20 protein-coding genes are annotated in these 25,579 nt (G+C 62.6%); 14 read left to right on the forward strand and 6 right to left on the reverse strand.

The window, feature by feature from the left end; genetic code table 11:
* Positions 1–12: 12 nt before the first annotated feature.
* On the reverse strand, positions 13–2,145 hold the full coding sequence (locus ASE26_RS19280; protein WP_057246764.1) for a TonB-dependent siderophore receptor: 2,133 nt from the start codon (positions 2,143–2,145) through the stop codon (positions 13–15).
* Between the two features lie 198 nt (positions 2,146–2,343).
* On the opposite strand from ASE26_RS19280, the gene ASE26_RS19285 reads away from it, so the two are divergent.
* The 4 genes from ASE26_RS19285 to ASE26_RS19300 all read left to right on the forward strand — a co-directional run bounded on the left by ASE26_RS19285 (position 2,344) and on the right by ASE26_RS19300 (position 7,261).
* Positions 2,344–3,183, forward strand: coding sequence for a universal stress protein (locus tag ASE26_RS19285; protein WP_055923420.1), 840 nt, complete (start codon positions 2,344–2,346; stop codon positions 3,181–3,183).
* 16 nt (positions 3,184–3,199) lie between these two features.
* On the forward strand, positions 3,200–4,810 hold the full coding sequence (locus tag ASE26_RS19290; RefSeq protein ID WP_057246765.1) for an alpha/beta hydrolase: 1,611 nt from the start codon (positions 3,200–3,202) through the stop codon (positions 4,808–4,810).
* 132 nt (positions 4,811–4,942) lie between these two features.
* Complete coding sequence (gene rodA, locus ASE26_RS19295; protein WP_055923418.1) at positions 4,943–6,037, forward strand: rod shape-determining protein RodA; 1,095 nt, start codon at positions 4,943–4,945, stop codon at positions 6,035–6,037.
* A gap of 159 nt (positions 6,038–6,196) precedes the next feature.
* Entirely contained in the window at positions 6,197–7,261 is a 1,065-nt protein-coding gene (locus tag ASE26_RS19300; RefSeq protein ID WP_055923417.1) for a M35 family metallo-endopeptidase, read from the forward strand.
* 15 nt (positions 7,262–7,276) lie between these two features.
* Here ASE26_RS19300 and ASE26_RS19305 read toward each other — a convergent pair whose 3' ends face one another.
* The 3 genes from ASE26_RS19305 to ASE26_RS19315 all read right to left on the reverse strand — a co-directional run bounded on the left by ASE26_RS19305 (position 7,277) and on the right by ASE26_RS19315 (position 12,261).
* Positions 7,277–7,672, reverse strand: coding sequence for a hypothetical protein (locus ASE26_RS19305; protein WP_055923415.1), 396 nt, complete (start codon positions 7,670–7,672; stop codon positions 7,277–7,279).
* 87 nt (positions 7,673–7,759) lie between these two features.
* Positions 7,760–10,012: a PAS domain S-box protein gene (locus ASE26_RS19310; RefSeq protein ID WP_082591413.1), complete on the reverse strand. Its 2,253-nt coding sequence runs from the start codon at positions 10,010–10,012 to the stop codon at positions 7,760–7,762.
* Between the two features lie 113 nt (positions 10,013–10,125).
* On the reverse strand, positions 10,126–12,261 hold the full coding sequence (locus tag ASE26_RS19315; RefSeq protein WP_057246766.1) for a hypothetical protein: 2,136 nt from the start codon (positions 12,259–12,261) through the stop codon (positions 10,126–10,128).
* A gap of 191 nt (positions 12,262–12,452) precedes the next feature.
* On the opposite strand from ASE26_RS19315, the gene ASE26_RS19320 reads away from it, so the two are divergent.
* The 6 genes from ASE26_RS19320 (at position 12,453) to ASE26_RS19345 (ending at position 19,013) form a co-directional block, all read left to right on the forward strand.
* Positions 12,453–12,818: a hypothetical protein gene (locus tag ASE26_RS19320; protein ID WP_057246767.1), complete on the forward strand. Its 366-nt coding sequence runs from the start codon at positions 12,453–12,455 to the stop codon at positions 12,816–12,818.
* A gap of 68 nt (positions 12,819–12,886) precedes the next feature.
* Complete coding sequence (locus tag ASE26_RS30100; RefSeq protein WP_082507023.1) at positions 12,887–14,167, forward strand: alpha/beta hydrolase; 1,281 nt, start codon at positions 12,887–12,889, stop codon at positions 14,165–14,167.
* A 14-nt stretch (positions 14,168–14,181) separates the two neighbouring features.
* A complete protein-coding gene (locus ASE26_RS19330; RefSeq protein ID WP_055923411.1) occupies positions 14,182–14,577 on the forward strand; it encodes an Hpt domain-containing protein in 396 nt (131 codons plus the stop codon).
* A 235-nt stretch (positions 14,578–14,812) separates the two neighbouring features.
* Positions 14,813–15,193: a hypothetical protein gene (locus ASE26_RS19335; RefSeq protein WP_200953731.1), complete on the forward strand. Its 381-nt coding sequence runs from the start codon at positions 14,813–14,815 to the stop codon at positions 15,191–15,193.
* A 94-nt stretch (positions 15,194–15,287) separates the two neighbouring features.
* Entirely contained in the window at positions 15,288–18,029 is a 2,742-nt protein-coding gene (gene prsT, locus ASE26_RS19340; RefSeq protein WP_082591414.1) for an XrtA/PEP-CTERM system TPR-repeat protein PrsT, read from the forward strand.
* Between the two features lie 96 nt (positions 18,030–18,125).
* Complete coding sequence (locus tag ASE26_RS19345; protein WP_057246769.1) at positions 18,126–19,013, forward strand: hypothetical protein; 888 nt, start codon at positions 18,126–18,128, stop codon at positions 19,011–19,013.
* Here the strand turns inward: ASE26_RS19345 and ASE26_RS19350 are convergent.
* Positions 18,998–20,608 (reverse strand): FAD-binding oxidoreductase, encoded by a 1,611-nt coding sequence (locus tag ASE26_RS19350; protein WP_082507021.1) that lies wholly within the window; start codon positions 20,606–20,608, stop codon positions 18,998–19,000. The genes ASE26_RS19345 and ASE26_RS19350 overlap by 16 nt on opposite strands.
* 1 nt (position 20,609) lies before the next feature.
* The gene (locus ASE26_RS19355) at positions 20,610–21,455 is read right to left on the reverse strand and encodes a long-chain N-acyl amino acid synthase (RefSeq protein WP_156409970.1); all 846 of its coding nucleotides are present in this window, start codon (positions 21,453–21,455) and stop codon (positions 20,610–20,612) included.
* Positions 21,456–21,495: 40 nt separating this feature from the next.
* Here ASE26_RS19355 and ASE26_RS19360 point away from each other — a divergent pair, with 40 nt between their 5' ends.
* The 4 genes from ASE26_RS19360 to ASE26_RS19375 all read left to right on the forward strand — a co-directional run bounded on the left by ASE26_RS19360 (position 21,496) and on the right by ASE26_RS19375 (position 25,577).
* A complete protein-coding gene (locus ASE26_RS19360; protein ID WP_055923402.1) occupies positions 21,496–22,431 on the forward strand; it encodes an EDSAP-1 family PEP-CTERM protein in 936 nt (311 codons plus the stop codon).
* Positions 22,432–22,534: 103 nt separating this feature from the next.
* A complete protein-coding gene (locus ASE26_RS19365; protein WP_055923400.1) occupies positions 22,535–24,058 on the forward strand; it encodes an XrtA system polysaccharide chain length determinant in 1,524 nt (507 codons plus the stop codon).
* A gap of 11 nt (positions 24,059–24,069) precedes the next feature.
* On the forward strand, positions 24,070–24,834 hold the full coding sequence (locus ASE26_RS19370) for an XrtA-associated tyrosine autokinase (protein ID WP_055923398.1): 765 nt from the start codon (positions 24,070–24,072) through the stop codon (positions 24,832–24,834).
* On the forward strand, positions 24,831–25,577 hold the full coding sequence (locus ASE26_RS19375) for a class I SAM-dependent methyltransferase (protein WP_055923396.1): 747 nt from the start codon (positions 24,831–24,833) through the stop codon (positions 25,575–25,577). The genes ASE26_RS19370 and ASE26_RS19375 overlap by 4 nt, the downstream gene beginning before the upstream one ends.
* The last annotated feature ends 2 nt before the right edge of the window (positions 25,578–25,579 follow it).

A 25,579-nucleotide genomic window follows, 5' to 3' on the forward strand; every position in this document is an offset into this window, starting at 1 on the left:
GTCGTCCTCGATTTAGAAACGGTACTTCAGGCTGGCCGAAACACTGCGTGGCGCAGCGTAAGTAATGGCGCCGTAGGCTGAAAACATGCCGAAGTGCTTTTTGTCGAACAGGTTGTTGACATTGGCCTGTAGCGAAAGCTGCTTCGTCAAGTCGTAGCGCGCCATCAGGCTGGCCAGCGCGAAGGAGTCCTGCTCGATCAGTCCATTGGTAGCCGCTGGCGCACCGGGGTCAAGCGTATAGGTACGGCTTTCCCAATTCACCCCGCCGCCTACGGTGAGCGCATCCAGGCGATAAGTGGTAAAGACGCGGAACAGCTTGCGCGGGTAGACGCTGTTGATGTCGGCGCCCGCAGCGTCTTTCGCCTTGAACTGCGAATAGCCGGCGGTGGCGTTCCAGCCGCGCGCCAGTTCGCCTGACAGCTCGAACTCGAAACCAACGCTCTTGGCCCCGTCCGCAGAACGGTAGTAGGCTTCCGGCGCCAGAGGGCCGGCACCGTCGCGGTCAACCAGGCCGGCTTCCTGGGCCAGCTTGTCCTGCTTGATCTTGAATACTGCAAGCGAGGCATTCACGCGGCCGTCCAGGAACTCGCCCTTGATGCCCGCCTCGTAGCTCTTGCCTGCCACCGGGTCGAGGATATTCCCCGCCCGGTCCTTGCGGTTCTGCGGCTGGAAAATGTCGGTGTAGCTGGCGTACGCGGACAGGCTTTCGTTGATGTCGTACACCACGCCCGCGTACGGTGTCAGTTCACGATCGTGCTTCAACCGGTAGGCGGGGCTCCAGGCTCCGACGCCTGTTTTGTCAAAGTTGGTGATGCGCGCACCGATAATCGCTTTCAACGGATCGGTGATCGAGAAACGCGAGACACCGTACAGTGCTTCCTGCCTGGTTACGCTGCTTTCGTAAAACGTCGGCGCGCCCCATTTCGGTTCGGGATAGGCGGCGCCATTCCAGGTATTGAAGTTCCCTACTGGCGGATAGCCGCTGCCGTAGTCGGCGGCGCGGCTGTCGGCGTTGAATTCCTGCTTCGAATGCATGTAGCCGACCGCCGCCTCATGCTTGCGGCCCGCGAGCTCGAAAGGGCCGCTGGCGTGCAGGCTGAAATTGTCCTGATTGGTGTGGGTGATGTAGGAGCCGGCAAAAGCGCCTACGCCCAGGCCCGTCACGCGCTCCGGCACGCCGGACAGGTAAAGCAACGCTGAATCGGCTTTGCGCTCGCCCTGGCTGAAACCCGCGCGCAGCTTCCAGCCGTTGTCAAAGGCGTGTTCCAGGTCGGCGAATGCGTTCTCGTATTCGCTCTCCCAACGGGTCCAGTCCGCGGCGGAAGTTTTCGATGCATCCCAGTTGGTCTTGCTGCCGTCTGTGTACCAGTATGGCAGGCCGCCCCACATCGGGCCCTTGGGTTCGTTCTTCTGGCGGCTGTAGCCTGCGGACAGCACGGTACGCGGGGCCAGGTCGGCCTCCACCGTAGCGTAGAAGGTATTGCTCTTGCTCTTCAGGAGGTCAAGCCAGCTGTCGGACCGCTGGTATTCCCCGACCACGCGTGCGCGCACAGTGCCGTTGGCATTGACGCCTGAGGAAACGTCGACCATGCCGCGGCGCTCATTCCAGCGGCCAATGCCAATCTCGGCGCTGCCGGTCAGCTCCTTGCTTGTGGCGCGTTTGCGCACCAGGTTGATGGCGGCGGACGGGTTGCCGGCGCCCGTCATCAGGCCGGTCGCGCCGCGCACCACTTCCACCCGGTCGTAGATGGCGAGGCTGCCCACCACTTCGCCGGAACTCCAGGGCTGGTCCCAGGTGGTCGGCGCGCCGTCAATCTGCAGGTTGTCGATGTCGAAGCCGCGCGCAGTGAAGCCGGCGCGGTGGGTTTCGTACTGGTTGACCGAGACCCCGGTCACATTGTTGACGACATCGGTCACGGTCTGCAGCGCCTGGTCCTCAATGCGCTGCTGGGTCACCACGGACACCGATTGCGGCGTGTCGCGCAAGGACATATTCAGCGGCGTCGCAGTGCGGCTGCGGTCCGTAGTGTACGAATCCAGCTTTTGTGCAGTGACCTGGATTTGTGGCATCAGCGCCGCGTCTTCCGCAACTGCCGCCAGCGGGAAAGCCAACCCCAGCAGGACGGCCAACTTCTTCTTACCCATCGTTACCTCAGCTAATTGAATGATCTTTAGCTGGCAACAGGCTGGCTTTTATATGAAAACGCAAATGATAACCATTCGCATCTAAAAGTCAACACTTGCTTATGCAAGTTACCGGATTAGATTGAAGTTGACCCAGATCATGCCGCTGGATTGCGCAAAACCCTAGACTTTTCTTATCTATCCAACACGGAGGCTGCCATGGGCTTCAAGACCGTCGTCGTGCACGTCAATAGTTCCGCCGAAACCGAACGCAGGGTGCGGCTTGCATCCCAGATCGTGCGCATGTCCAATGGTCGCCTGGTCGGTACGGCAATGACCGGCATTTCCCGCTTCCTGTACGCCGATCACGCTACGGCAATGGGCGTCGGCATGGCCGCCCAATGCATCGACGAGGCGCGCGAGAACGCGCGTGCCAACCTGCGGCGTTTCGAGTCGCAATGCCAGATGCTTGATATGCCGTCATTCGAATCGCGCCTGCTGGATGACCAGGCCTCCGATGGCCTGGTGCTGCAGTCGCGCTACGGCGACCTGGTGGTCCTGGGCCAGGTCAACCAGGACGATCCGATTTCGCCGTTGGAAGAAGAAACGCCGGAATATGTCGCCATGAACAGCGCGCGACCGGTTCTGGTCGTGCCCTACGCCGGACATTACGAAGCGCCCTTTCAGCGCGTGCTGGTGGCCTGGGATGGCAGCATGGAGGCCACCCGTGCCATCACGGCGGCGATCCCACTAATGGAGCACGCCGGCAAGGTCACGCTGGCCGTCTTCAATGCCGGCCGCGAACCGGACACCCATGGCGGCGAACCCGGTGCCGATATGGCGCTGTACCTGGCCCGTCATGGCGTCAGCGTCGAGGTCTCCTCACAGGCAACCGCGATCGATGTCGGATCGGCCCTGCTCTCTTTCGCCGCGGACACAGATGCCGACCTGCTCGTCATGGGTTGCTATGGTCATAGCCGCTTCCGCGAAATCATGTTGGGCGGGGCATCCCGCACTGTTTTGCAAAGCATGACGCTACCGGTATTGATGGCGCATTAGGTCTATACTGGCCTGCATGCCAAATCCATTTGCCAATGTCGCCGCCGCATGGCTGGCGCATCCCTTGGAGATGGCCCGGGCGTGGCAGGAACTGGCCAGCGTCACCTGGGCCAGCGGCATGCCTGCGCCATTGGCTGAAGCAGCCGAGGGCGACGACCGCTTCAGCGACGAGGCCTGGCGCGACAATCCCTTCTTCCATGGACTGATGCAGCAATACCTCGGCTTCACGCGTACGCTCGAACGCCAGGTGTACGACACGCCTGGCGTCGCCGAGAGCGAAGCCCACAGTGCCGCATTCTGGCTGCGGCACTGGTGCAATGCGATTGCACCGAGTAACTTTGCGCTGACTAATCCAGAAGTACTGCGCCGCGCATTCGACAGCGGCGGCGCGAGCCTCAAGCACGGTTTCGAAGAATGGCTGCGCGACCTCCTGGCCGGCGATCTGCGCATGGTGGATCCGGCGCAGTTCCAGCTTGGACGCGACCTGGCAGCGACGCCGGGCCGCGTTGTGATGCGCAACCAGATGATGGAGCTGATCCAGTACGCGCCTGTGCGCCGCGAAGTACGATCGGTGCCCCTGCTCTTGGTTCCGCCCTGGATCAACAAGTACTACATCCTGGACCTGACCGAACGGCAAAGCATGGTGCGCCACCTGGTCGGGCAGGGATTCGAGGTCTTTGTCTTGAGCTGGAAGAACCCGCGCGGCGATATGCAGGAGGTGAGCTTCGAGGACCACCTGTTCGACGGCATCCTCGCGGCGATCGAGGCAGCGCGCACTGTCGCCGGCGTCCCGCAGGTACACGCGGTCGGCTACTGCATTGGCGGTACCGCCCTGTCGGCCCTCATGGCGTGGCTGAACCGGCGCCACCGCGCCGTGCGCGATATCCCGGTCGCACACTGGACCCTGCTGGCCACGCTCACCGATTTTTCCAAGCCTGGCGATATCGCCAGCTTCATTAGCGACGAAAGCGTAGCGCTGCTCGACGGCCTGATGGCACGCCAGGGCTTCCTTGATTCGCAGCAGATCGGCTGGAGCTTTCGCATGCTGCGCCCGAACACGCAGATCTGGCGCTACGTGGTGCACAAATATCTGCTTGGCGAACCGGCACCGGCGCTGGCGCCTTTGGCCTGGAACTCGGACGGCACGCGGCAACCGCGCGCCACGCATAGCTTTTGCCTGCGGCAGCTGTACCTGGCCAACCGCCTGGCCAAGGCCGATGCGCTCGACATGCGTGGCCAAAAGCTGGACCTGGGCCGCATCCGCCAACCCCTGTATGCGGTCGGTGCGGTGGCCGATCACATCACGCCCTGGCGCAGCACCTACCGCAGCGCCGCGCTGGTGGGCGCGCCGGTGCATTATGTGCTGACCGCCTCCGGCCATATCCTCGGCATTATCAACCCGCCGGGGGGCAGCGCCAAACAGCAGTACTGGTCGGCGCCCCTGGTGGCGGGCCGTGATGCCAAGGATTGGCTGGCTGTGCAATCGCCCACGCCAGGCTCGTGGTGGCAGGACTGGACCGCATGGCTGCATGGGCGCTGCGGCGAATGGCGCGAGCCGGCGCCGGAGGCCCATCCGGATTATCCGTGGTTATGTGAAGCCCCTGGAAACTACGTGCGGGAGCGTTAGCCTTGGCCTTATAATTTCGGCCATGAAAAATGAGGAAAAACAGTTCCGCCGCCGGCTTGCCATGCTTGGCGCGATCGCACTTACAGGTTTTGCCGTGCTGGCGGGCCGCGTCATCTGGCTGCAGGCCTTCCAATGAGCGGCAGTCCCCCTTTGTGGCGCCGCCTGCGGCCGGTGCTGGCTGTTGACGCGCCTTTGGCCGCCATCCTCGCCCTGCTGCTGGCAGCCGGCCTGCTCACCCTCTACTCCGCGTCAGCCGATTTTCCCGGCCGCTTTGAACTGCAATTGCGTAACGTGCTGATGGCATTGGGCCTGATGTGGACTGTGGCCAACATCCCGCCGTCGATGCTGATGCGCCATGCGGTCACGCTGTATTCGCTGGGTGTGGCCTTGCTGGTGGCGGTATTCCTGTTCGGCGTGACGAAAAAAGGTTCGACGCGCTGGCTGAACCTGGGTCACGATTTCCAGCCGTCGGAAATGATGAAGATCGCGATGCCGATGATGCTGGCGTGGTACTTCCATCGTTTCGATGGCGCCAAAGGCTGGCAGGTATTTGTCGCGGCCGCCGTGCTGTTGGCCATTCCTGTCGGCCTGATTGCCAAGCAGCCCGATTTCGGTACCGCGATGCTGGTACTGGCAGCGGGATTCTATGTGATCGTACTGGCGGGCCTGTCATGGAAGGCGCTCGCCGCACTGGCTGGTTGCGCCCTGGCGGCGGTGCCCATCGTGTGGCAGCTGCTGCACGACTTCCAGCGCCAACGGGTGCTGACCTTCCTCAATCCGGACGCAGACCCGGCGGGCAAGGGCTTCCAGATTACACAAGCTAAAATCGCCATCGGTTCCGGCGGCATGGCGGGCCGCGGCTGGCTGGACGGCACCCAGGGTCATCTCGGCTTCATCCCGGAGCGCTCCACCGACTTCATTTTCTCGGTCTTTGCTGAGGAATTCGGCCTGCTGGGCGGCATTGCGCTGCTGCTGCTGTATTCCTTGCTGATCTGGCGCGGCCTGCAGATTTCGGCCGCTGCGGTGACCCCGTTCTCCCGCCTGCTCGGTGGCGCCATCACCATGATTTTCTTCACCTATGCCTTTATCAATATCGGCATGGTGAGCGGCGTGGTGCCGGTGGTTGGCGTGCCCCTGCCCTTTTTCAGCTACGGCGGCACGGCCCTGGTAACGCTGGGCATCGGTTGCGGCATCCTGATGGCCATCCGGCGCCAAAGCGAGGCCTGAGCGCGTTACAACTGTCCGAGATTGGACAAATCCGGCGCTCCTTGTTCAAGGCGTAACGGATCCGTTGTTGAAATGACGACAAGTTTGCGATTTCGATTGAACTGGCGCAGCCTCCCCGGCAAGATTGGATCACCCAACCACAACCGGACGGAGAGACGAATGAACTTGAAACACCTTGGCGCTTTCGCACTCGCAGCTTCCTTCAGCCTGGGCGCCTATGCGGCCGACGGACTGACCGCCAGCATCAGCATGGACAAACGCGCTCTGGGCCCGAGCGATGACGTCATGGTCCAGGTGACCCTGACCAACACGTCGTCGGTGCCGCAGTATGTCCTGAAGTGGCACACCCCGTTCGGCGAAATTGAGGAATCCCTGTTTGAAGTCACCCGCGACGGCGCCAAAGTGCCGTATGAGGGCATGCACGTCAAGCGTGCTGCGCCGACGCCTGCCGATTACTATGTGATCCACCCGGGCAAGTCGCACAAGGTGACGGTGGAACTGTCCCACCTGTATAACATGAGCATCTCGGGCGACTATTCCATCCGCTACCTCACCAAATCATCCAAGCTGTTCAGCAGCATGGACCCGATGGGCAAAGCGGTAGACAAGCGCCAGTCCGATACCCTGCAATCGGATGCGCTCGCCATTTCGATCGAAGGCAGCCTGCCGCGCGGCAGCGTCGCCAAGGCACCGGCCGCGCCGGAAGCGCTCGCTGGCAGCCTGTCATTCAGCAAGTGCACCGCGTCGCAGCAATCGACCGTCACCAGCGCCGTGTCGGCCGCCAAGAACATGGCCAACGACGCCAACGGCTATCTGGGCGCCAACAAGACCGGCCAGCGCTACACCAAGTGGTTCGGCACTTACACTTCGAGCCGCTACTCGACCGTAAAGTCGCACTTCACGGCCATCAAGGATGCCTTCGACAACAAGCCGGTCACTGTCGACTGCGGCTGCAAGCAATCGTATTACGCCTACGTATATCCGAACCAGCCATACAAGATCTACGTCTGCAAGGCATTCTGGAGCGCGCCGATGACCGGTACCGACTCGAAGGGCGGCACCCTGGTGCATGAGATGAGCCACTTCAACGTAACCGCAGGCACCGATGACCATGCCTATGGCCAATCGGCGGCCGCCAGCCTGGCGATCAGCAATCCGACCCAGGCCATTGACAACGCCGACTCGCACGAATATTTCGGCGAGAACACACCTGCCCTGCAATAAGTCGCCCCTTGCCGCTCACCTGCCGGTATGCTCAAAGCGTACCGGTCCAACGGTGAGCGGTATTTCTTTTCCATCCATGAGGTAATGCCCGGCATAACTGATCGTGTAAGCATGGCGGCCTTGCTTGAAGCCGTAGGCCGGCGCCAGGTCGATTGCATTGCTGCGGCGCGCGCCCGCCTTCATGGCGAGATAATCTTCGTCGGTCAGCGGCCCGCGCTTGACCATGATGCCTTGATATTCAAGGAGCTGCCCGCTTTCCGCATCGCGTATTTCGAACAGCTTGCCGAACATCTCTTCTTCCGTCGCCAGCGCGCGCAGGGCCTTTACCGGCCGGGCCGAATGGTTGGCCAGGGCAATGTGCAGCACGGGCCGGCCGGCCGTCTCCTTGACGGTGAATTTAACGTCGAGCATTTTCGGTTCTCCCGACAAGGCGCCGGCCGCTAGCAAGACTGCAATATTAATATTCAATCCAGACCTCGTTACACGTGAAACCTATGGTTAGGGCGACTGTTCCAGGGCTTCCCCGACCACTTCCAGGAAGTCCTTGATGTTCAGGGGTTTGGTCAGGTAACGGAAGAAGCCTGCCTCCAGCGCTGCCTGCACGTCAAGCGGCATGGCGTTGGCGGAGAGCGCAACCACTGGAATGTCGCGTGTCGTGACGTCCTGGCGCAAGCGTCGCTGGGCTTCGCGGCCGCTGATGCCCGGCAGGTTCATATCCATCAAGATTACATTGGGCAGGTATTTGCACGCCAGCGCGACTCCGGTATTGCCGTCTGTTGCCGACAGCAGTTCGAGGTCGAGGTGAAGCTTGACGATTTCCTCCACCAGCTTGAGGTTGGCAGGATTGTCTTCCACATACAGCAGTAGCGGCTTGCCATGGCGGCCACCTGAAACTGCCGGCAACCGCAAGTCTTCCTGGCCGTCCTGACGCGGCAGCTGTTGCGGCGCGGTGGCTGCCAACTCAACCGTAAAGGTGCTGCCCTGCCCAACCGAACTGGCGACGCTGATCGACGCGTTCATCAACTCGGCCAGGCGCTTGCTGAGCACAAGTCCGATGCCGCTGCCCTCTTCCGAGCCGCCCTCCTGGCCAAGCCGGTTGAAAGGCTGGAACAGGCCGGATATCTGTTCGCCGCTCAGTCCGGGGCCGTCGTCGCGCACGGCCAGCCAGGTACGGCCGGGATCCGCCTCGCCGCAGGCGACCCAGACGTGGCCGCCCTTGCTGTTGTACTTGACCGCATTGGTCAGCAGGTTCAGCACGACCTGCCGCAGGCGGATGCGATCGGCCCGGACATACATGCCACGTGGCTCGGACAGGTAGACCGTCACCTGGCGCGCGTCGGCCATGGCCTCGATCATCTTGCTGGCTTCGTGCAGCAGGTCGTCCAGCGCCACCGGTTCGAGCGACAGCGTGACGGCGCCGACCTCGATCTTTGCCAGGTCCAGTGTTTCATTGATCAGGTGCAGCAGGTGCTGGCCAGCCTGCACGATATTGCCGGCAAAGGCATAACGCTGCTGCTGCGTCAGCGGCAGTTTTTCGTTATGCAGCAGCTGGCCGAAGCCGAGGATGGCGTTCAGCGGCGTGCGCAATTCATGCGACATGCTGGCCAGGAAACGGTCCTTGGCCCTGCTGGCCTGCTCCAGTTCCAGCTTCTGCTCCAGCAGCTTGTGCTCAATCTGGCGCCGGCCGCTGATGTCGCGGATTGCACTCGAGACCAGCAGCTCGTCTTCCGTCTTCAAGGGACTCAGGCTGATCTCCACCGGGAATTCCGAGCCGTCGCGCCGCATCGCATACAAGTCGGTGTCGGCACCCATGGCGCGCGGCTGGGCCTTGTCGAAGAAGCTGCCGCGCGCCGCCGGGTGCCGCCCCGCAAAACGAGCCGGTATCAGGATTTCAATCGGCTTGCCAAGCAGCTCCTGGCGCTGGTAGCCGAACAGTTGCTCGGTGCGGGTATTGACCAGCACGATTTCGCCGCGCGCGTTGACAATCACCATCGGGTCGGGCGCCGATTCCAGCAAGCCGCGGAATTTCTGTTCGGCTTTCTTGCGCTCGCCAATGTCCCGGATCGCGCTCATCACGATGGCGCCGTCTTCCATCTGGATCACGCTGAGGCTGATCTCGACGGGAAACTCCAGGCCATCCTTGCGCAAGCCGTACAGCTCAAGCCCGGCGCCCATGGTGCGCGTGCGCGGTTGCACAAAGTATTGCGCCCGATGCGCGACATGCCCGCCGCGGAAACGATCAGGCAGCAACACTTCGACTGGTTTCCCCAGCAATTCGCGCGGCTCGAAGCCGAACAGGCGCTCGGCCTGGCTGTTTACCAGCACAATGCGGCCGGTGGAGTTGGCGATCACGATTGCATCGGGCATCGACTCCAGCAGGCCGCGGTAGCGCGACTCGACCTGGCGTGCGTCGCGCAGCGCCTTGGCGTCGGTGATGTCGTTCTGGCTGTGGATGACGTATTCGATTGCGCCCTGGGCCGTGTAGACCGCCTTGCAGGCAGCGCCGACATAGACGGCCTGGCCATCCTTGCGGCGCCGCAGGTATTCGAAATCGGCGCCGAATTCCTGCCGCACCGGCTGGCCCGGCATGCCGATCAGTTCCGCCAGCCGTTGGCCACGCGCCTCTTCCGCGCTGTAACCATAAATCTCCGTTGCGCCCTTGGTCCAGAACAGCACGACGTCATGGCCATCGGTGGCAATGATGCCGCCGGGAGCTTCTTCCAGGATGAACTTGCCCAGGTCAGTTTGCATGGATGGTCTTTTGGCGGACTCGGTGCATACCAATTGTAAGCGAATTCGCGTGAAAAAAAACCGCCTCCCCTTACGGGCGAGGCGGTCGATAGCGCGGGGGTGCGCCCTTTAAATTACCAGGAGGCTTTCAAGGTGTAGGTGCCGCTGGTCGAACCAGTGCCACCAGAGTAGTAGTACACCTTGGCATACCACGTTACAGCAGTCGAGCCCGTGTTGGCGCGCGTTACGACATCGGCCTGCCCCGTGCCTTTCACGCTCGACGCCAGTTCGGTACCTGCGCTGTTGTACAGCTTCAAGTCGTAGTCCGAAGAGGCATTCGGGGTCATGGTGGCAGTCAGGGTCTTGCCTGCAGGAACGGTGATGGCGAAGTAGTCGGCATCGGCGCTCGTGCTCATGTTGGCGCTGGCCGTGGTGCACGATGCGCTGATCGGGTTGGCGCTCGCGATGGTGTTATTGCTTTCCGTTTCAGACATGTTCACCGGGGTGCAGGCGCCGCCGCTCAGGATGTTCTGCGCTTCGAACTTGGCCTGGAAGGTGTTGGCGTAGCTCAGGTCCGATGGGAACAGGGTCTTCGCCGCGTTCACGATTGCCGTTGCCATGGCAGGCATCTTGATGTTGGAACCCAGGCCAAAGTGCGCTTCCAGGATGATCTTGTCGATGTTGGCGCGTGGCTTGCCTGCTGCGATCAGCGACACCATCGACGAGTACAGCGGGGCCGACCACAGTTCGTCGGACTGGAAGGTCACGCCGTTTTCGGTCACCGAGCTGTGCGCGCTGTACGACTTGCTGCTGTTGTACTTGGCATCGGTGCGGTTCAGCATGCGGCCGGCCCAGCAGGAGCCGTGGCCGTCCCAGCTGAAGGCCCACTCAGGGTGGTAGACCTGGCCGTTCGGGGTGCTGTAGGAGTACGATGCGGCCCAGTAGTCGCCGAAGCCTTCGCCCATGGCGCCGGTATCGCCGCCGGACCAGCTGGAGTTGATGCTGGCCTGGATGCCGTGGCCGTATTCGTGCAGGATGACGTCGGCGTCTTCGCTGTCATTGACGCAGCCATGGCCGAAGGCCAGGTAGCCGGTGGCGCCGGTGCCGCTGAAGTGCGAATTGTCGTCGCCGTTCACGCCGTCGGTATCGATATCCATCGAACGCTCGAGGATGCCCTTGCTGCCGCTGAAGCCCAGCGACTGCATGTAGCGCTGGCTCTGGTCGATGTGGAAGTAGACGTTGGTGTCGTCGAAGGCGTTGTTGCCGCGCTTGGCAGTCCACACACCATTGGTGGTGGTGCTCGGTGCGGTAGCCGGCGCTTCGATGTTCTTGATGTTGACGTACGGACCGGTCAGCTTGTAGACGCCGGAAGTCACGGTCAGGTCGCGCAGGGTCTTGCTCGAGTAGGCTGCGTCAAAGGCGGAGGCAGCCGAGGTATCGGTCAGCGCATCGTTGTTCAGCGTGGTGCGCGGATCCGGATCGAAAGCATAACCGCTGCCATTGATGCCGGAAGCTGCCAGCACGGTGGCAGTACTGCCCGCCTTCAGCGCGCTCACGCTGGAACTGGCCTTGGCGGCCTCGGTCGCGGCGTGGCGGTCCAGCGCCTGGCCCGGTGCTGCGGAGCGGGCTGCCAGGCTGCGTTCGCCGCCCTTGTTGGTGCGTGGCAATGAGGTGGAGTAAGAATCGATCACGCTGCCGTCATGGGCATTCAGGTACTGCACGAAGCCGCCGGTCGGCATCTCGGCTTCAATATTGACCTTGCGTGCCAGTTGCACGCCATCCTTGGTCGGTACCCACACCAGGGTGGCCGAAGGTACGTTTACCAGGTTGTGCTGGACCTTCATGTTCTTCCAGCCTTTGTCCAGTGCTTCGTCGTCGCTGATCTGGGACTTGTTGTACAGTTGGTTCACCGCGTCCGCATCGACCTTGGCCGAGATATGGCGGGTTTCATTGAAGATCTTTTGCAAGTCGCCGTTCTTGCCGATCGAAACCACGATCTGGGCGCGGTCGACTGGCAGGCCGCGCAGCATTTGCTGGTAGTAGTAGTGCTTGCCGGTCAGCGATTCCTTGACCGCTACCAGCACCAGGTTGTTCAGGTTCGCAGGCAGGCCGAAGCGTGTGGCGTTAACCTTCAGCACGCCCTCGGCGGAAGCGGCCTTGGTATTGGTGAAGACGGTCAGGTTGTCGACGGTTTTTTCGCCTGCTTGCGCCATGCCGGCGCATGCCAGCATGACCATGGAAGCGATCGTGGTACGAGTTGTGTAGCGCATGTTGTAAATCTCTCCTGAAGCGGTTATAGATGTAATTTTTGGATGGAAGAACAAGCCCCGCCGGGCCTAGCACTCAACAGCGTGAGGGCCGAGTATAACGACTAAAAGTTCGCTGATTTAAATGGAATTCTGCTGAAAAACGGAAAAGCATTCAGTCAAGACCGCGCACGCAACGTTAGAAGGAGTCGTCAGTGAAATTGAACATTTTGTTATTTTTTTCATGCCTTTGCTGCTTCGCTACGGCAGCCGCAATTCCCGATGACGAGCCCGACGTCACGGCCCAGGTGGCCGAAGTCCTGGAAGGCGTGGCGGAAGCCAAGCCTGCGACCGGGCGTTTCACCGAGCGCGGCGCCAGCTACCTGGCGCCGCCGGGACTGCCCGCACTATTGAAAGGCTGCGCCCGTCCCTTCGCGCTCGAGCTGCTTTCGAGAAACGTATATGGGGAAGACCGGCTTTACGTGTACCGTGCGAAATGCCAGCCGCAAGCCCTGCGCATCGCCATCGATTTCAACAAGGCGGCCCGCATCAACCGGCTTGAACTGGCACCTGAGCGCTAGTTGCACGTGGCGCTGGACTTGGCGTTGGGTGTGTGGTCAGATATGCATTAATCAGCCAGGAGAAGAGCATGGACGTCATTACGACAGCGGTGACGGCAGGTGCCGGCGAGGGCGGCATCAGTGCGGCCTACCAGATGCTGAAGTCCCGCCTTGCAGCCCAATCCCCGTCGGTGGCCGATGCGATCGCCGATGTAGAGGAGGACCCTGGCTCACGCTCGCGCCAATTCGCCCTGAGCGATGCGCTCGCTTCGGCAGGCCTGGCTGGCGACCGCTACCTGCGCGCAGCAGCCCGCAACCTCATTGACGAGGTCGAACGGCGGCGCAATGCGCGCACGCCCGCCACGGCCAAACTGGACGGCGCGCCAGACCATGCTGTGATGAAAGTGTATTTCGCAAGCGACCGCGAACTGAGCGGCGATCGCCACCCTGCGCGCCTGTTTGGCAGCGTGCGTGGCCAGCTGCGTTACGGCAGTTGCGAAGTCAGCATTCCGCGCGACCATCGCATGGGCGAAATGGAATCTCCCTCATTGCTGAGAATGGAATTCCGCCAGGATCCGGAGCAGCATGTCGTGTTGCTTTCAGCCGACTTGAGCGAGCGCGACAATTTTTTTGCGGAAGTGCGGCAATCCATTGCCGCCAGCGGTACCGGCAGCGCCCTGCTTTTCATCCACGGCTTTCGCACTTCGTTCGAAGATGCGGCCAGGCGCACCGGCCAACTGGCCTACGACCTGGGATTTCACGGTACGCCGATTTTTTACAGTTGGCCCTCGCAAGGCAAGCTGTCAGGATATATATTGGATGAAGCTAATGTGGAATGGACCCAGGCCGACCTTGCTGCGTTCCTGGCAGACGTGCTGCAGCAGTCCGACGCCGAGCATGTCTACCTGCTCGCGCACAGCATGGGCAACCGCGCCCTGGCCCAGGCAACTGCCAGCGTGCTTGCCGCGCGCCCGGACCTGGCCGGCCGCATTCGTGAAGTCATCATGGCAGCACCGGATATTGACGCAGATGTTTTCCGCCAGCAGCTGTTGCCGGCACTGGCCGGCGTGCCTGGCCCGCTGACTTTGTATGCTTCGTCTGAAGACAATGCCTTGCATGCTTCCAAAGCCGTGCACGGCTATGCCCGTGCCGGCGAGAGCGGACCGGGCCTGCTGGTGGCGCCAGGTGTCGAGACCATTGACGCCAGCAAGGTCGATACGGATTTCATTGGCCACACTTACTTTGCCGAACAGCGCTCTGCTTTGAGCGATATGTATTACCTTATACAAAAACATACCAGGGCCGCCGAACGCTTCGGCTTGCAGGCGGTCGAAAGTGCGATGGGACGCCATTGGACGTTCCGCGTATAACGGAGACTTTGTCTATGAGTTACGCAAGTGCACCGGATGAAGCGGTATTTTGTGTCGAAAAACTGCTGCAATACATGGGACAGGACGAAAAAGCCCTGAATACCATCGTCAAGATCGTGCGCGACGGCATTGGTCCCGGGATTGAGCCGCTCAACCTGGCCGGGGAAGCAATCCGCGACGGCAAAATGATGGAAGCGCGCCGCATCCTGCACAACCTGCGCGGTTCGATTGGCAACCTGGGGGCAAAGCGCTTTGTCGCTGCCTCCCTCGCACTTGAATTGGCCTTGCAAGAAGGCAAGATCGTCGAAATTCCCCTGCTTTTCACCGCGCTCGAAGGTGAATTGAAGCTGGTTCTTGACCATGCAGGAGCGTGGCTCGACCAGCACGCCGGCCGCGCGGCCGTCCGCTAGCATTTAGTTACATCTGTTACCCCAGCCTTTTTGTGCGGCGCAATAGCCGCATGTTATGATCGGAAACATTGTTTAGGTTTGGCATTTTTGCGAGCCGTGCGCCTCTGTCGCCTCGCATTTCATAAAATCCTGAAAGTTGCCCGCGACTTGACGCAGGGCAATTAATTGATATAATTGCCATCCGTTCGGGGATACACAAAGAAATATGGAACTATTTAACAAGGCGGGAGTTATTGTGACATCCACCCTTGTCATGGTCGGCATGTTGATTGCCTGCCAGGTCAAGGAAGACGTCGAGCCGCCGGCCCCGGTTGTCGAAGCCGTAGCGAAGAAATTGGCGGAGCATGGCGGTGCAGCTGCGGAACGGCGCATGCGCGAATGGGCTGAGCAAGGTTCGCCCGTTGCCGCACGTGAATTGGGCCTGCTTTACGTCCAGGATGCTGCAAAGCACAACGAAGCCATGCGTTTGCTGGAAAAGGCAGCGCTTGCCGGCGATTCCGTATCTGTTGACTATTTGTCTACCCGCTTCCGCTCCAGTGCTACGGTGGCCAACGCCGCCGGCGCGCAAGGCTGGCCGTTGTATGTCCAGCTCGCTAATCAGCAGCACACCAAATAACCCTGCGCCGGATCGCATGCTTTCTTGAGCGCGATCAATAAGCAGATGTGAGAGCTCCCTACGCTGGTAATTCCACCAGCCTGGGAGTTTTTTCATGTCTCGTCCGATCACAATCGCCGCGGCAATGACGTTGGCCGCCCTCCTCGCTTGCCAGCGGATCAAACCCGTGGCCGACGTACTTGCCGACGCGCGCAAGGCACACGACAGCGGCGCAGACCGGGCTGCGGTCATCCATCTCAAGAACCTGCTGCAGCAGGAGCCCGGGCACGGTGCCGCGCGGCGCATGCTGGGCGAACTGCACCTGGCACTGGGAGATCCAATCTCGGCGGAAAAAGAACTGCGCCGAGCACTCGCCCTCGGCCAAACTCGGGCGCAACTGCTGCCGCTGCTGGTGCGGGCCCTGCTTGCGCAGGCGTCCTATCAGGGCGTACTGGACGAACTGCAAGCGGAGCCGGCCACGCCAGCCATCCAGGCCTGGCGTGGCCACGCCTTGCTTGGGCTGGGCAAGACGGAAGATGCCGGCCGGCTTTACACACTGGCCTTGGGCAAGGACAGCAAGCTGGTTGAGGCACACCTCGGCCAGGCAAGGCTTGCCATGCTGCGCAGCGAGACAAACGCCGCCGCCGATTCGGTACAGCGCGCCCTTGCGGCCGATCCGCATAACAGCGACACCCTGCGTTTCAAGGGAGACTTGCTGCGGATGCGGGGCGATTTTGCCGGCGCCCTGGCGGCATACCGCGTCATCCTGGAACACGACAGAAACAACGTGCAAGCCTTCGCTGACATCGCAGCAGTTCACCTGCTGCAAGGCAAGCCGGACCTGGCCCGTCAGCAACTCGACGCCGCCCGCAAGATCCAGCCTTCCAGCCTCGTCATCCTGTACGCGCAGGGATTGCTCGACTTGGCCGAAGGTAGGCACAAGGCCGCCCTGGAACGCGCGCAAATGGTGCTGCGGGCGGCGCCCGATCATCTGCCGAGCGTGCTGCTGGCCGCCACTGTGGAGCTGGAAAATGGTGCCACCGCCCAGGCCCGCGCCCATATCGCCCGCTATCGCCAATCCCAGCCCAAGGAACTCTTCGCGCTGCGCCTGCAGGCCCAATGCGAGCTGCGGCAGGGAAAGCCTGGCGACGCCGTGGCGCTGCTGGAGCCCGCAATTGCCGAGAATCCGCAGGACATCGACCTGCTGGCACTGGGCGGCGAGGCAGCCATGCGCGCCGGCAGGCATGAACTGGCGGCGCGCTGGTTTGGCCGTGCCAGCAGCCTGGCGCCGGAATCAGGCAGCCTGCTGGCCGCCAACGGCCTGAGCCTGCTCGGCCAGGGGCAGGATGCGCGCGCAGTCGACGCCCTGGAGCAGGCCGCTCAGAAAGAAGGCGTAGCCTCGCGCGCTGCCTCCCTGCTGGTCATGAGCCATATGCGCAACCGTAACTTCAGCAAGGCGATGGAACAAGTCCGGCGCATGGAAGCGCAGGGCGACAATCCTGCGGTACAAAACCTCAAGGGCGGGGTGCTGCTTGCGAGCGGCGACCTGGCCGGGGCACGCAAGGCATTTTCCCGCTCTTTGGAACTCGACCCCGAACACATGCCCGCGCTGGACAACCTGGCGGAACTCGACGTGCTGGAAAAAAAGGTGCCACTGGCACGCCAGCGTTACCAGGCCGCGCTGGCCCGCAGCCGCGACACCCTGCCGCTGCTGATGGCCCTGGCCAGGCTCGAAGCCAGGCAAGGCAATGTGCCGGCGGCGGCCAGTTGGCTGGAGCGGGCCATCGCCGCGGCGCCGGACGGCGCTGCCCCGGTGCAGGCTCTGGCAGCGCTCTACTTGCGCAGCGGGCAAGCAGGCAAGGCACTGCAGCAGGCGCAGCGCCTGCAGGCACTGCGCCCCAATGAGCCTGCCAGCCTCGATGTGCTGGCCCAGGCCGCATCAGCCGCCGGCCAGCATGCGCAAGCGCTCGATAGCCTGCAGAAGCTGGCGCTGCTGCGTCCACTCGAAGCCGACGTGCAATTGCGCATTGCCCGCACGGCGCTCGCCCTGAGCCGGAAGCCTCTTGCATTGCAGGCTGCGCGCAAAGCCGTTGCGCTCAACCCGGCGCGGGAAGATGTCCTTGTACTTGCCAGCATGCTGCTGCTCGATAGCCGCGCGTTTGACGAGGCGCGCAAGCTGGCGCGCTCGGCGCAGCAACGCCAGCCCGGCGCCGCCATTGGCTTCAAGCTCGAAGGCGACACCCTGCTTGAAGAGGGCAAGGCAGCCGATGCCGTGGCGCCGTATGAACGTGCTTTCGGCCTGCAACGCAGCGGTCCGGTACTGATCGCCTTGCATCGCGCCCTGCATGCCGCCGGCAAAGCGGACGCGGCCGAACAACGCATGCGCGACTGGCTCGGCCAGCATCCGGGCGACCAGCCCACCAGACTATATTTCGCGAGCCATCTGCTGCAGCAGGCGAGATTCGGCGCCGCGCAGCGCGAGTACGAGTTCATCCTGCAGCACGACCCCGACAATGTGCTGGCCTTGAACGACCTGGCCTGGGCCCTGCTGCAGAGCAAAGAGGGCGATGCAATGCGGCCGGCCGAACGCGCCTACCAGCTGGCGCCAGGAAATCCCGCCGTGGCCGACACCCTGGCCTGGATCCTGGCGGAAAACGGCAAGCCGGCGCGTGCCCTGCCATTGTTGAAGAAGGCGCTGGAAACTGCACCGACAGCAAGCGACATCCGCCTGCATTATGCGCACGCACTATTTCGCAGCGGCGACAAGCGTGCCGCGCGCAGCCAGTGCGAGCAGCTGTTGGCGGTCCAGGGCTTTGCGCACCGTGCCGAAGTCGAAGGATTGCTGGCCAAGCTGTAAGGCGTCGGCGGGCTTTACGGGTCGCGCGCTCGGCCCCTGCATTGCTGCTGGCGCACTCCTTGCAACATGGCTCATATCCATCACTAGGAGCACACCATGTTCAAGAGCGTAGTTTGCAAAGGCGGCGCCTGGCTTTCAGCCATGGTGCTCGCCGCTCCGGCCGCTGCGAGCCCACTCGCCCCATTCGTGCTGCACGCGCCAGGCGCCGTCGAGCTCAAATTCAGCGGCTACCTGGCTCGCAGCGCGGATAGCGGCAGCGCCGCGGGCATGCGCGAAGCCAGCTTCGGCGCCGGCTATATGACCAGCATCCACGAACTGGGCAACCCGGCCAGCCAGCTATGGCGCAGCGGCCAGGATAACCAGAGCATTTCCTTCATGATGTACGGTGCGGCCGATGCTGCGGTCTTGCCGCTGGCGGGATCGTCGGCCCACCAGGTGTTCGGCAGCGGGTGCACGCATCTCTCGTTTGGCTGCGACGGCAAGATCCACCTCGATTTCTACCTTGACAAGCTGAGCGGCGGAACCAATCCGGGCTTCGGCATCGGCGGCATCAGGGCATCGCAACGCCAGGGTTTCAGCCAGCTTGGCGGCATCACCGATGGCGCACTGTTGATGCGCTGGGAATTCGTCCCCGGCCTGGCGGCCGCAGCACCGGGCGCCACGCCGGTCACCCTGTACCAGCAGCTGAGCGGACTCGCGTCGCCCGCTTCCGGTTTTGGGAGCTACCTGGCACGCTGCACAGGGGGGCCGGCCTGCAGCTATTTCAGCAACGGCATGCAACAGGCGGGAGCCGACTTCTATGGCACCAATACGACAACCAGCATCCTGGCCCTGACCGCGATCGGCCAGAATGGCTGGAGCGCCCGCCTGTCCGACCCGGTGATCGCGCAGGTAACCCTGGACCAGCCCGCTAGCAGCGCGCTGCTGCCGCTCGGCGCCGCCATGCTGGCCTGGATGCGCCGGCGCCGTCAGCGGGGCTGGTAGCGGCCGGGGGCGATGATGTGCTGCGGGTCAAGTGCATCCTTGATGCGCGCCACCGTGCCCCAGTAGGTGTCATGACCGCTGTCCAGGGCCTTCATTGATTGCGGCCCCACACGGTAAGGAATATATCCGGCGCCCTTGAGCCGCTCGAATGCGGCCTGGTAGCATAATCGGGCGCGCGCGGTTTCCACCGCATCCTCCTGGTCGAAGCAGATGGTCAGCACGCCGCCCAATGCGCGCTCATTGACCATGCTGAAGGTTTCGAACAGGTCGAAGCCATGCGTGGCGAACAGCGGCTCGACCAGCGAGTGCACGTGCAGCAGGTCGCGGCCACGCAGCGGCAGCACCGGGGCCAGCCACATCATTCCACAGCCGTCGCGCGCCGGGTTGGCGCCGCGCGGGAACTCCGGCGGCAAGCCGCCCCGGCGTCGCCAGTAGGCCCCGGCCAGGAAGCGGCCATCCGGGATGCCGCGATTCATGTTCAGCAGGGACTGGCCCAGGTTCACTTGTGCCGAGATCCTGGTGCCGAGCTTGCCCTGCCCCAGCCAGCGGCCCGCGAGGCGGCCCAAGGCCAGCATCTTCTCGTCGATAAAACGCAGCGTGGCCAGCCTTCCAATGGCTGCCCGCAGCGTGCGGCGCGCATCGGCGACCTGGGCGGGCCGGCCGTACAGCGCTGCTGACACGGTCCAGGCGCCAATGCCGGCCTGGCGGCAGAACTCGGCGCGCAACTGCGGCGGCAAAGGCGGCCCCTGCGGCAGCTGCGCAGCCGGGAACACCATGCCGCCCGACAGCACGCGCAAATCGTTACCGATGTGAACCACACTGGATAAGGTGCCATCCATGCGCAGCGGGCGCAGCGCATCGACCACGGCAGCAATCGCGCCGAATCCGGCGACGCTCGCAACCATGTGGCTGACCACTTCGGTTTGCGGCATCAGCCATAGGCCGAGGCTGGTAACAATGCCGAAGTTCGATTGGGTGAACAGGCCATCGAGCCAGGGCCCGACGCCGTAGGGATAGAGATAGGCCGCGCTGGCGTGCGCAAAATGCGCGAAGCCGGTCTCCAGCGTGTCGCCGCTCGCCAGCACGATGCGCATACCGGCCACGTGCAACATGCGGTTGCCGTAGGGCGTGTGGCCGAAGCCGCGTTCCAGGATGTTGCCGACCAGGCTGGTATCCGGCCCGGCGCCGGTGCAGTCCATCCACAGCGGCAATTGCTGCTCGGCCAGGTGGCCGGCCAGCTGTGCCTGCGTGACGCCGGGCTCGATGACGGCATAGGCCAGCTCGCGGTCCGTTTCAAGGATGCGGTTCATCCCGCCCAGGTCCAGGATCACCTGCCCTGCGCCACTCGGATTGGCGTCGCCATATCCCCAGTTGCGGCCGGTACTCAGCGGATAAAGCGGAATGTCAAATTCACCGGCACTGCGCACGATGGCCACCACTTCCCCATGCGACAGCGGACGCAGCACGGCTAGCGGCGCCACGGGACTGGCCGCGGTGCTGGCCATATACGGGGCCAGGTCGGTGGACGAGGTGAGCACGCGGGCAGGCCCAAGCAGCAAACGCCAGGCGCGCAGTGCGGGGTCAAGGTTTGCCATCTCAGTCCCTCCCTTCGCGCAGGCGCACCGTGATACCGGTCTCATCTTGCGGTGAAAAGAAGTAGGGGTAGAAGGAGCGCTCATTGGGCGCCGTTTCCATACGGCCGCCATACAGCCGGATCTGCTCGGCCATATGGCCCAGGTCAAGCCGCAACAGCACGGCAGGCGCGCCGACACGGCTGCAGTGCCGTTCCGGCGCCGCGTCGCGAAAGCCCAGCATGCGTTTGTAGAAGCGTACATGACGCGGATTGACTTCGATCACATAATCGGTGCATCCATGCAGGTTGTGGGCGTAGACATAGGAAATATGGATCAGCGCCGCGAATATCCGCATATTGACGTTGCGGTCAATCGCCAGCCGCGCCGGCTCGCACAGGCGCCGTCCCTGGGCCCGCAGGGCCGCCAGGATGTCGCCAAAATTTTCATCGGCCGGCAGGCCAATGCCGGGGTCATCCAGGCACAGCGACATGGTGCCGACAGTTTCGCCCTGGCTGTCGGCCGCCAGCGTGATACGGTTCGGTTCGTGCGGCGCATTCGCTTCCACCTCGTAGCCGCGCCAGCCATACATCTTTTGCAGCAGCACACTGGCCGCTTCGCGTTTGCCGGCCGAATTCGCCAGCCGGATGTGGAACAGTTGCTGGTCGATGGCGTGCAGTGGCTCCTCGCCGCCGGCGCCTTCGTCAATCAACAGGGAAACAATGGTGTCGTCGTCCACGGTGCGTCCTCCTATCGGAATACGGCTTGGATGCTCGGCCTGGCGCAAGGTTCCGCACGCGTCGGATTTCTTTTCATGGCCAGCGCCCAGCGGGGCGGCGGCGCATGGCACGGATGCTGCTGGTACGACCATGCCGGCAAACCCGCCGCAATCCAACCGGGAGATCCACGCTATGACTACCTTCCGCACTTCCTTACTGGCCACTGCCGCCCTGATGGCGGGCATCGCCAGTGCACCGGTCCAGGCATCGACCTTCGCCTCGGCCATCCTCGACATCAACAATTTCCGCTTGCTCCACGCCAACGGCACCGCCTACAGCACGGCCGACTTCACGATCCTGCAGGGCACCAACGACGCCCATGCAACGGCGTCCCTGAACGGCGTCTTTGCCAACGGGACGTCTTCGATTCCCATCCTGACCGGTACGCCAAACGTGGCCCATCAGTGCGTCGGCGGGACGTGCGGCGGACTGGCCAATAACGATTTCACCCCGTTTGCCAGCCCGCCACCGGTGCCGGGCACCTTCGGCTATGCCGACCAGGACTTGACCGGGGCCTCGATTACGATCGGCGCCGCGCCAGCCGGGGCGCACGCGCGGACGCGTGCCGATGCCTCGACCGCCTTGAATGCCATTGCCTCGGGCAACTCGGACGTGGGGACTTCCACCACTTTCCAGTTCACCCTGGGTGCGGCCGACACCATGACCGTGTCGTTTGACGCATCGGCATTTACCCAGGCCTACGTCTCGCCCGGATCGGGGCCCGATGCCAACGCCAATGCGCGCCTGTCCTGGTCCATCAATATCGTCGACCTGACTACCCAGGGCAGGATCTTCGACTTCGCGCCGGACCAGTTGAACGCGTTCAGCGTGCGCAGCCGCACTGATGGCAGTCCCGGCATCCTGACTTACACCTTCGCCACCCCGCTCGGCTCGCCGCTCACCAAGACTTCGGGCTTGCTGAGCGCCGGTACCAGCTACCAGATCACGATCCAGCACAACACCCTGGCCAACGCCTTGCAGCAGGAATTGCCCGAGCCCGATTCAATGGCCGTGCTGGCCGCAGGCATGCTGGCCATGTCGCTGGCGCTGCGCCGCCGCAAATCCTGAGCACTTCTTGACAGGCCTCAAAGTTCGGGCGGGTTCGCCAGCCAGGCTGCAATCCCCGCCCATATAATCCAGAGCACCGAGGCGTATCACCAGGGAGCGCAGCATGGAGCAACTCTTCAGCCAATTGCTGTCAAGCCTGCAAGGCATCTGGCAGCATCGCTGGGCCGGATTCGGTATCACCTGGCTGTTTGTGATGGCAGGCTGGGCCAAGGTCTATTCCCTCCCCGACGAATACCAGAGCACGGCACGGGTGTTCGTCGACACGCAAAGTGTCCTGAAGCCACTGATGGTGGGGATGACCAGCATGCCCAACGTTGAACAGCAGGTTGCCATCATGGGCAGGACCTTGCTCAGCCGCCCGAATATCGAGCGCGTGCTGCGCATGGTCGACCTTGATGTGCGCACCGTGTCGGCGCGCGATCACGATGCGATGGTCGAAGAAATGTTGAAGCGCATCCATATCAATGGCACCGGCACCTACGATATCTACACCATCAGTTACACGCATTCGGACCGGCGCCAGGTGCGCGATGTGGTGCAGGCATTGCTGTCGATCTTCCTCGAGGGCAGCTTCAAGGGAAAAAGGGGCGACTCGGAAAAGGCGGTTCAGTTCATCGACGAACAGATCAAGAGCTATGAAGAGCGCCTGCTGACGGCGGAAAACTCAGTCAAGGAGTTCCGCTTGAAACACAATTACCTGCTGCCCCGCGAAGGCCAGGATTATGGTGGCAAGCTGTTGGCGGCCAGTGAATCCCTGGCAAGTGCCCAGCTCGAACTGGCGGAAGCAGAACAGGCACGCAAAGCGATTGAAGCGCAGTTTGGTGGCGACGAACCCCTGCTTGCCGCCGTCGGCACGCCGGCCGAAGTGTCCGAGCTCGATGCCAGGATCAGCGCCTTGAACAAGAACCTGGACGCCTTGCGCCTGCAGTACACCGACCTGCACCCCGATGTTGTCGCCGCATTGCGCCTGGTCGCCCAGCTCGAAGAAAAGCGCCAGCAGGAACGCCAGAAACAGGCGGATCCTGGCGATACGGCGCGCCAGTACAACCCTTTGTTCCAGCAAATGAAAGTCGCGCTGGCTGAATCAGAGGCACGGGTCGCGGCCTTGCGGGCCCGCGTCGATGCCATGCAAAAGCGCCAGGCGCATCTGCAGGAGCAGCGCAACGCTGTCCCCGAACTCGAGTCCCAGCTTGGGCAGCTGACCCGCGACTACCAGGTCAATAAGGAGAACTATGAAAAATTTATTGCGCGTCGCGAAGCGGCCAAGCTGTCGGGCGAGTTGACAACCACTACCGAGATGATGAGTTTCAAAATCATCGATCCGCCGACCATGCCGCAACGGCCGATAGGTCCCAACCGGGCACTGTATTACAGCGCCGTGCTGGCCGCCGGCCTGCTCGGCGGCACAGCCGCGGCGCTTGGGCTGGCGGAATTGCGACCTACTTTCCTGAGTCCGGCCGAACTGCGCGCTGCAACCGGCATGCGGGTGCTGGGCACGATCGGCATGAACTGGACCGACGACGAAAAGCGCAGGCACGGGCGCGACCGCCTTGGTTTTGGCGCCGGCAGCGCTTGCCTTCTATTAAGCTATTGCTGCGTGATGGCATTCACCCTGCTCTACCAGTGATTGGAGGTCCCATGCAACTACCGCCCAGTTTGTTGGAAGTCGTACCGCCGGCCGAGCTAGGCTATGCTGACATCAACCTGGTGCGCATGCGCCAAAAGGGCATGATCACGCACGAGAGTGGCCGCACTTCAGTTGCAGAGGACTTTCGCATCGTCAAGCGCCACTTGCTCAATGATGCGCGCTCGAGCGGCGCCAATGCCATCCCGCATGGCAACCTGATCGTCGTCACAAGCGCCCTGCCAGGGGAAGGAAAGACTTATTGCGCCGTCAACCTGGCAATGAGCATTTCGATGGAGAAGGACTCGCGCGCACTGCTGGTGGACGCTGACGTGGCACGGCCATCGGTACTCAAGGTGCTGGGCCTGGAGGCCGAAAGCGGCCTGATGAATGTGCTGCTCGATGGCAGCGTGGAATTGTCCGACGTTATCTTGCGCACCAATGTTCCCTCCCTTACTTTGTTGCCGTCCGGCCCCGCAAGCCGCCATGCAACCGAGCTGCTTGCCAGCCGCAACATGAGCCGGCTACTGGAGGAACTGGCCAGCCGCTATCCGGACCGCATCATCATTTTCGACTCGCCACCATTGCTGCTGACCACCGAAGCAAGTGTACTGGTTTCGCAAATGGGACAGGTTGTCATGGTGGTCGAGGCCGAGACCACGTCGCAGTCCGCGGTGCAGGCAGCGCTGCAGCGCATCGAACACTGCCGGCATGTAAACCTGGTCTACAACAAATCGCGCGCCTTTCCCGGTGCCCAATACTACGGATACTACGCATGATCGATGCCGCGGCCATCGGGGTGCTGCTGTTGTGCGCCTATATCCTGCACAAGGTGCGGAATATGCACCTGCTGGTGCATGCCTTGCGGGATGATTCGCGGCAGGAACATGCGTCGCTCTTCCGGCAGCTTGAAGCCTTGCAAGGCCTGTATATCAGCCTCGGATTGCAGCGCGCACTGCCTTTGACACGGGGCTGGGCTGCATCGCCCGACTTCCTGCAGGAGCTGGCGGCCTATGCGCTTGATGAAAAGCCCTTGTGCGTGGTGGAATGCAGCAGCGGCACCTCGACACTGGTGCTGGCGCGCTGCATGCAGATCAACGGCGCCGGGAAAGTGTACAGCCTGGAGCACGATCCCGCCTATGCCAGGCGCACCCGGCGCCTGCTGGAGCTGCACGGCCTGGCAGACTGGGCAACGGTCATCGACGCCCCGCTGCTGACCCAGACCTTCGGCGACCGGCAGCAGCCCTGGTACGACTGCAGCGGGCTTGCGACCGGACAGGCAATCGAGATGGTCGTGATCGATGGGCCGCCCCAGGCGACCAGCGAGGCCGCGCGCTATCCTGCCGGCCCCCTCCTTTTCCCGCGCCTGGCGCCTGGCGCAGCAATCTTTCTGGACGACGCAATGCGCCCCGGCGAACGCACGGCCCTGCAGCGCTGGGCAGCTGAATTCCCGGAACTTGAGATCAGTTCGCTGCCGTGTGAAAAAGGCGCCGCGATGCTGCGCTACAAGCCTAAAACCTGAAT

It is taken from the genome of Duganella sp. Root198D2, from assembly GCF_001428585.1.
Classification (GTDB): Bacteria; Pseudomonadota; Gammaproteobacteria; order Burkholderiales; family Burkholderiaceae_D; genus Rugamonas.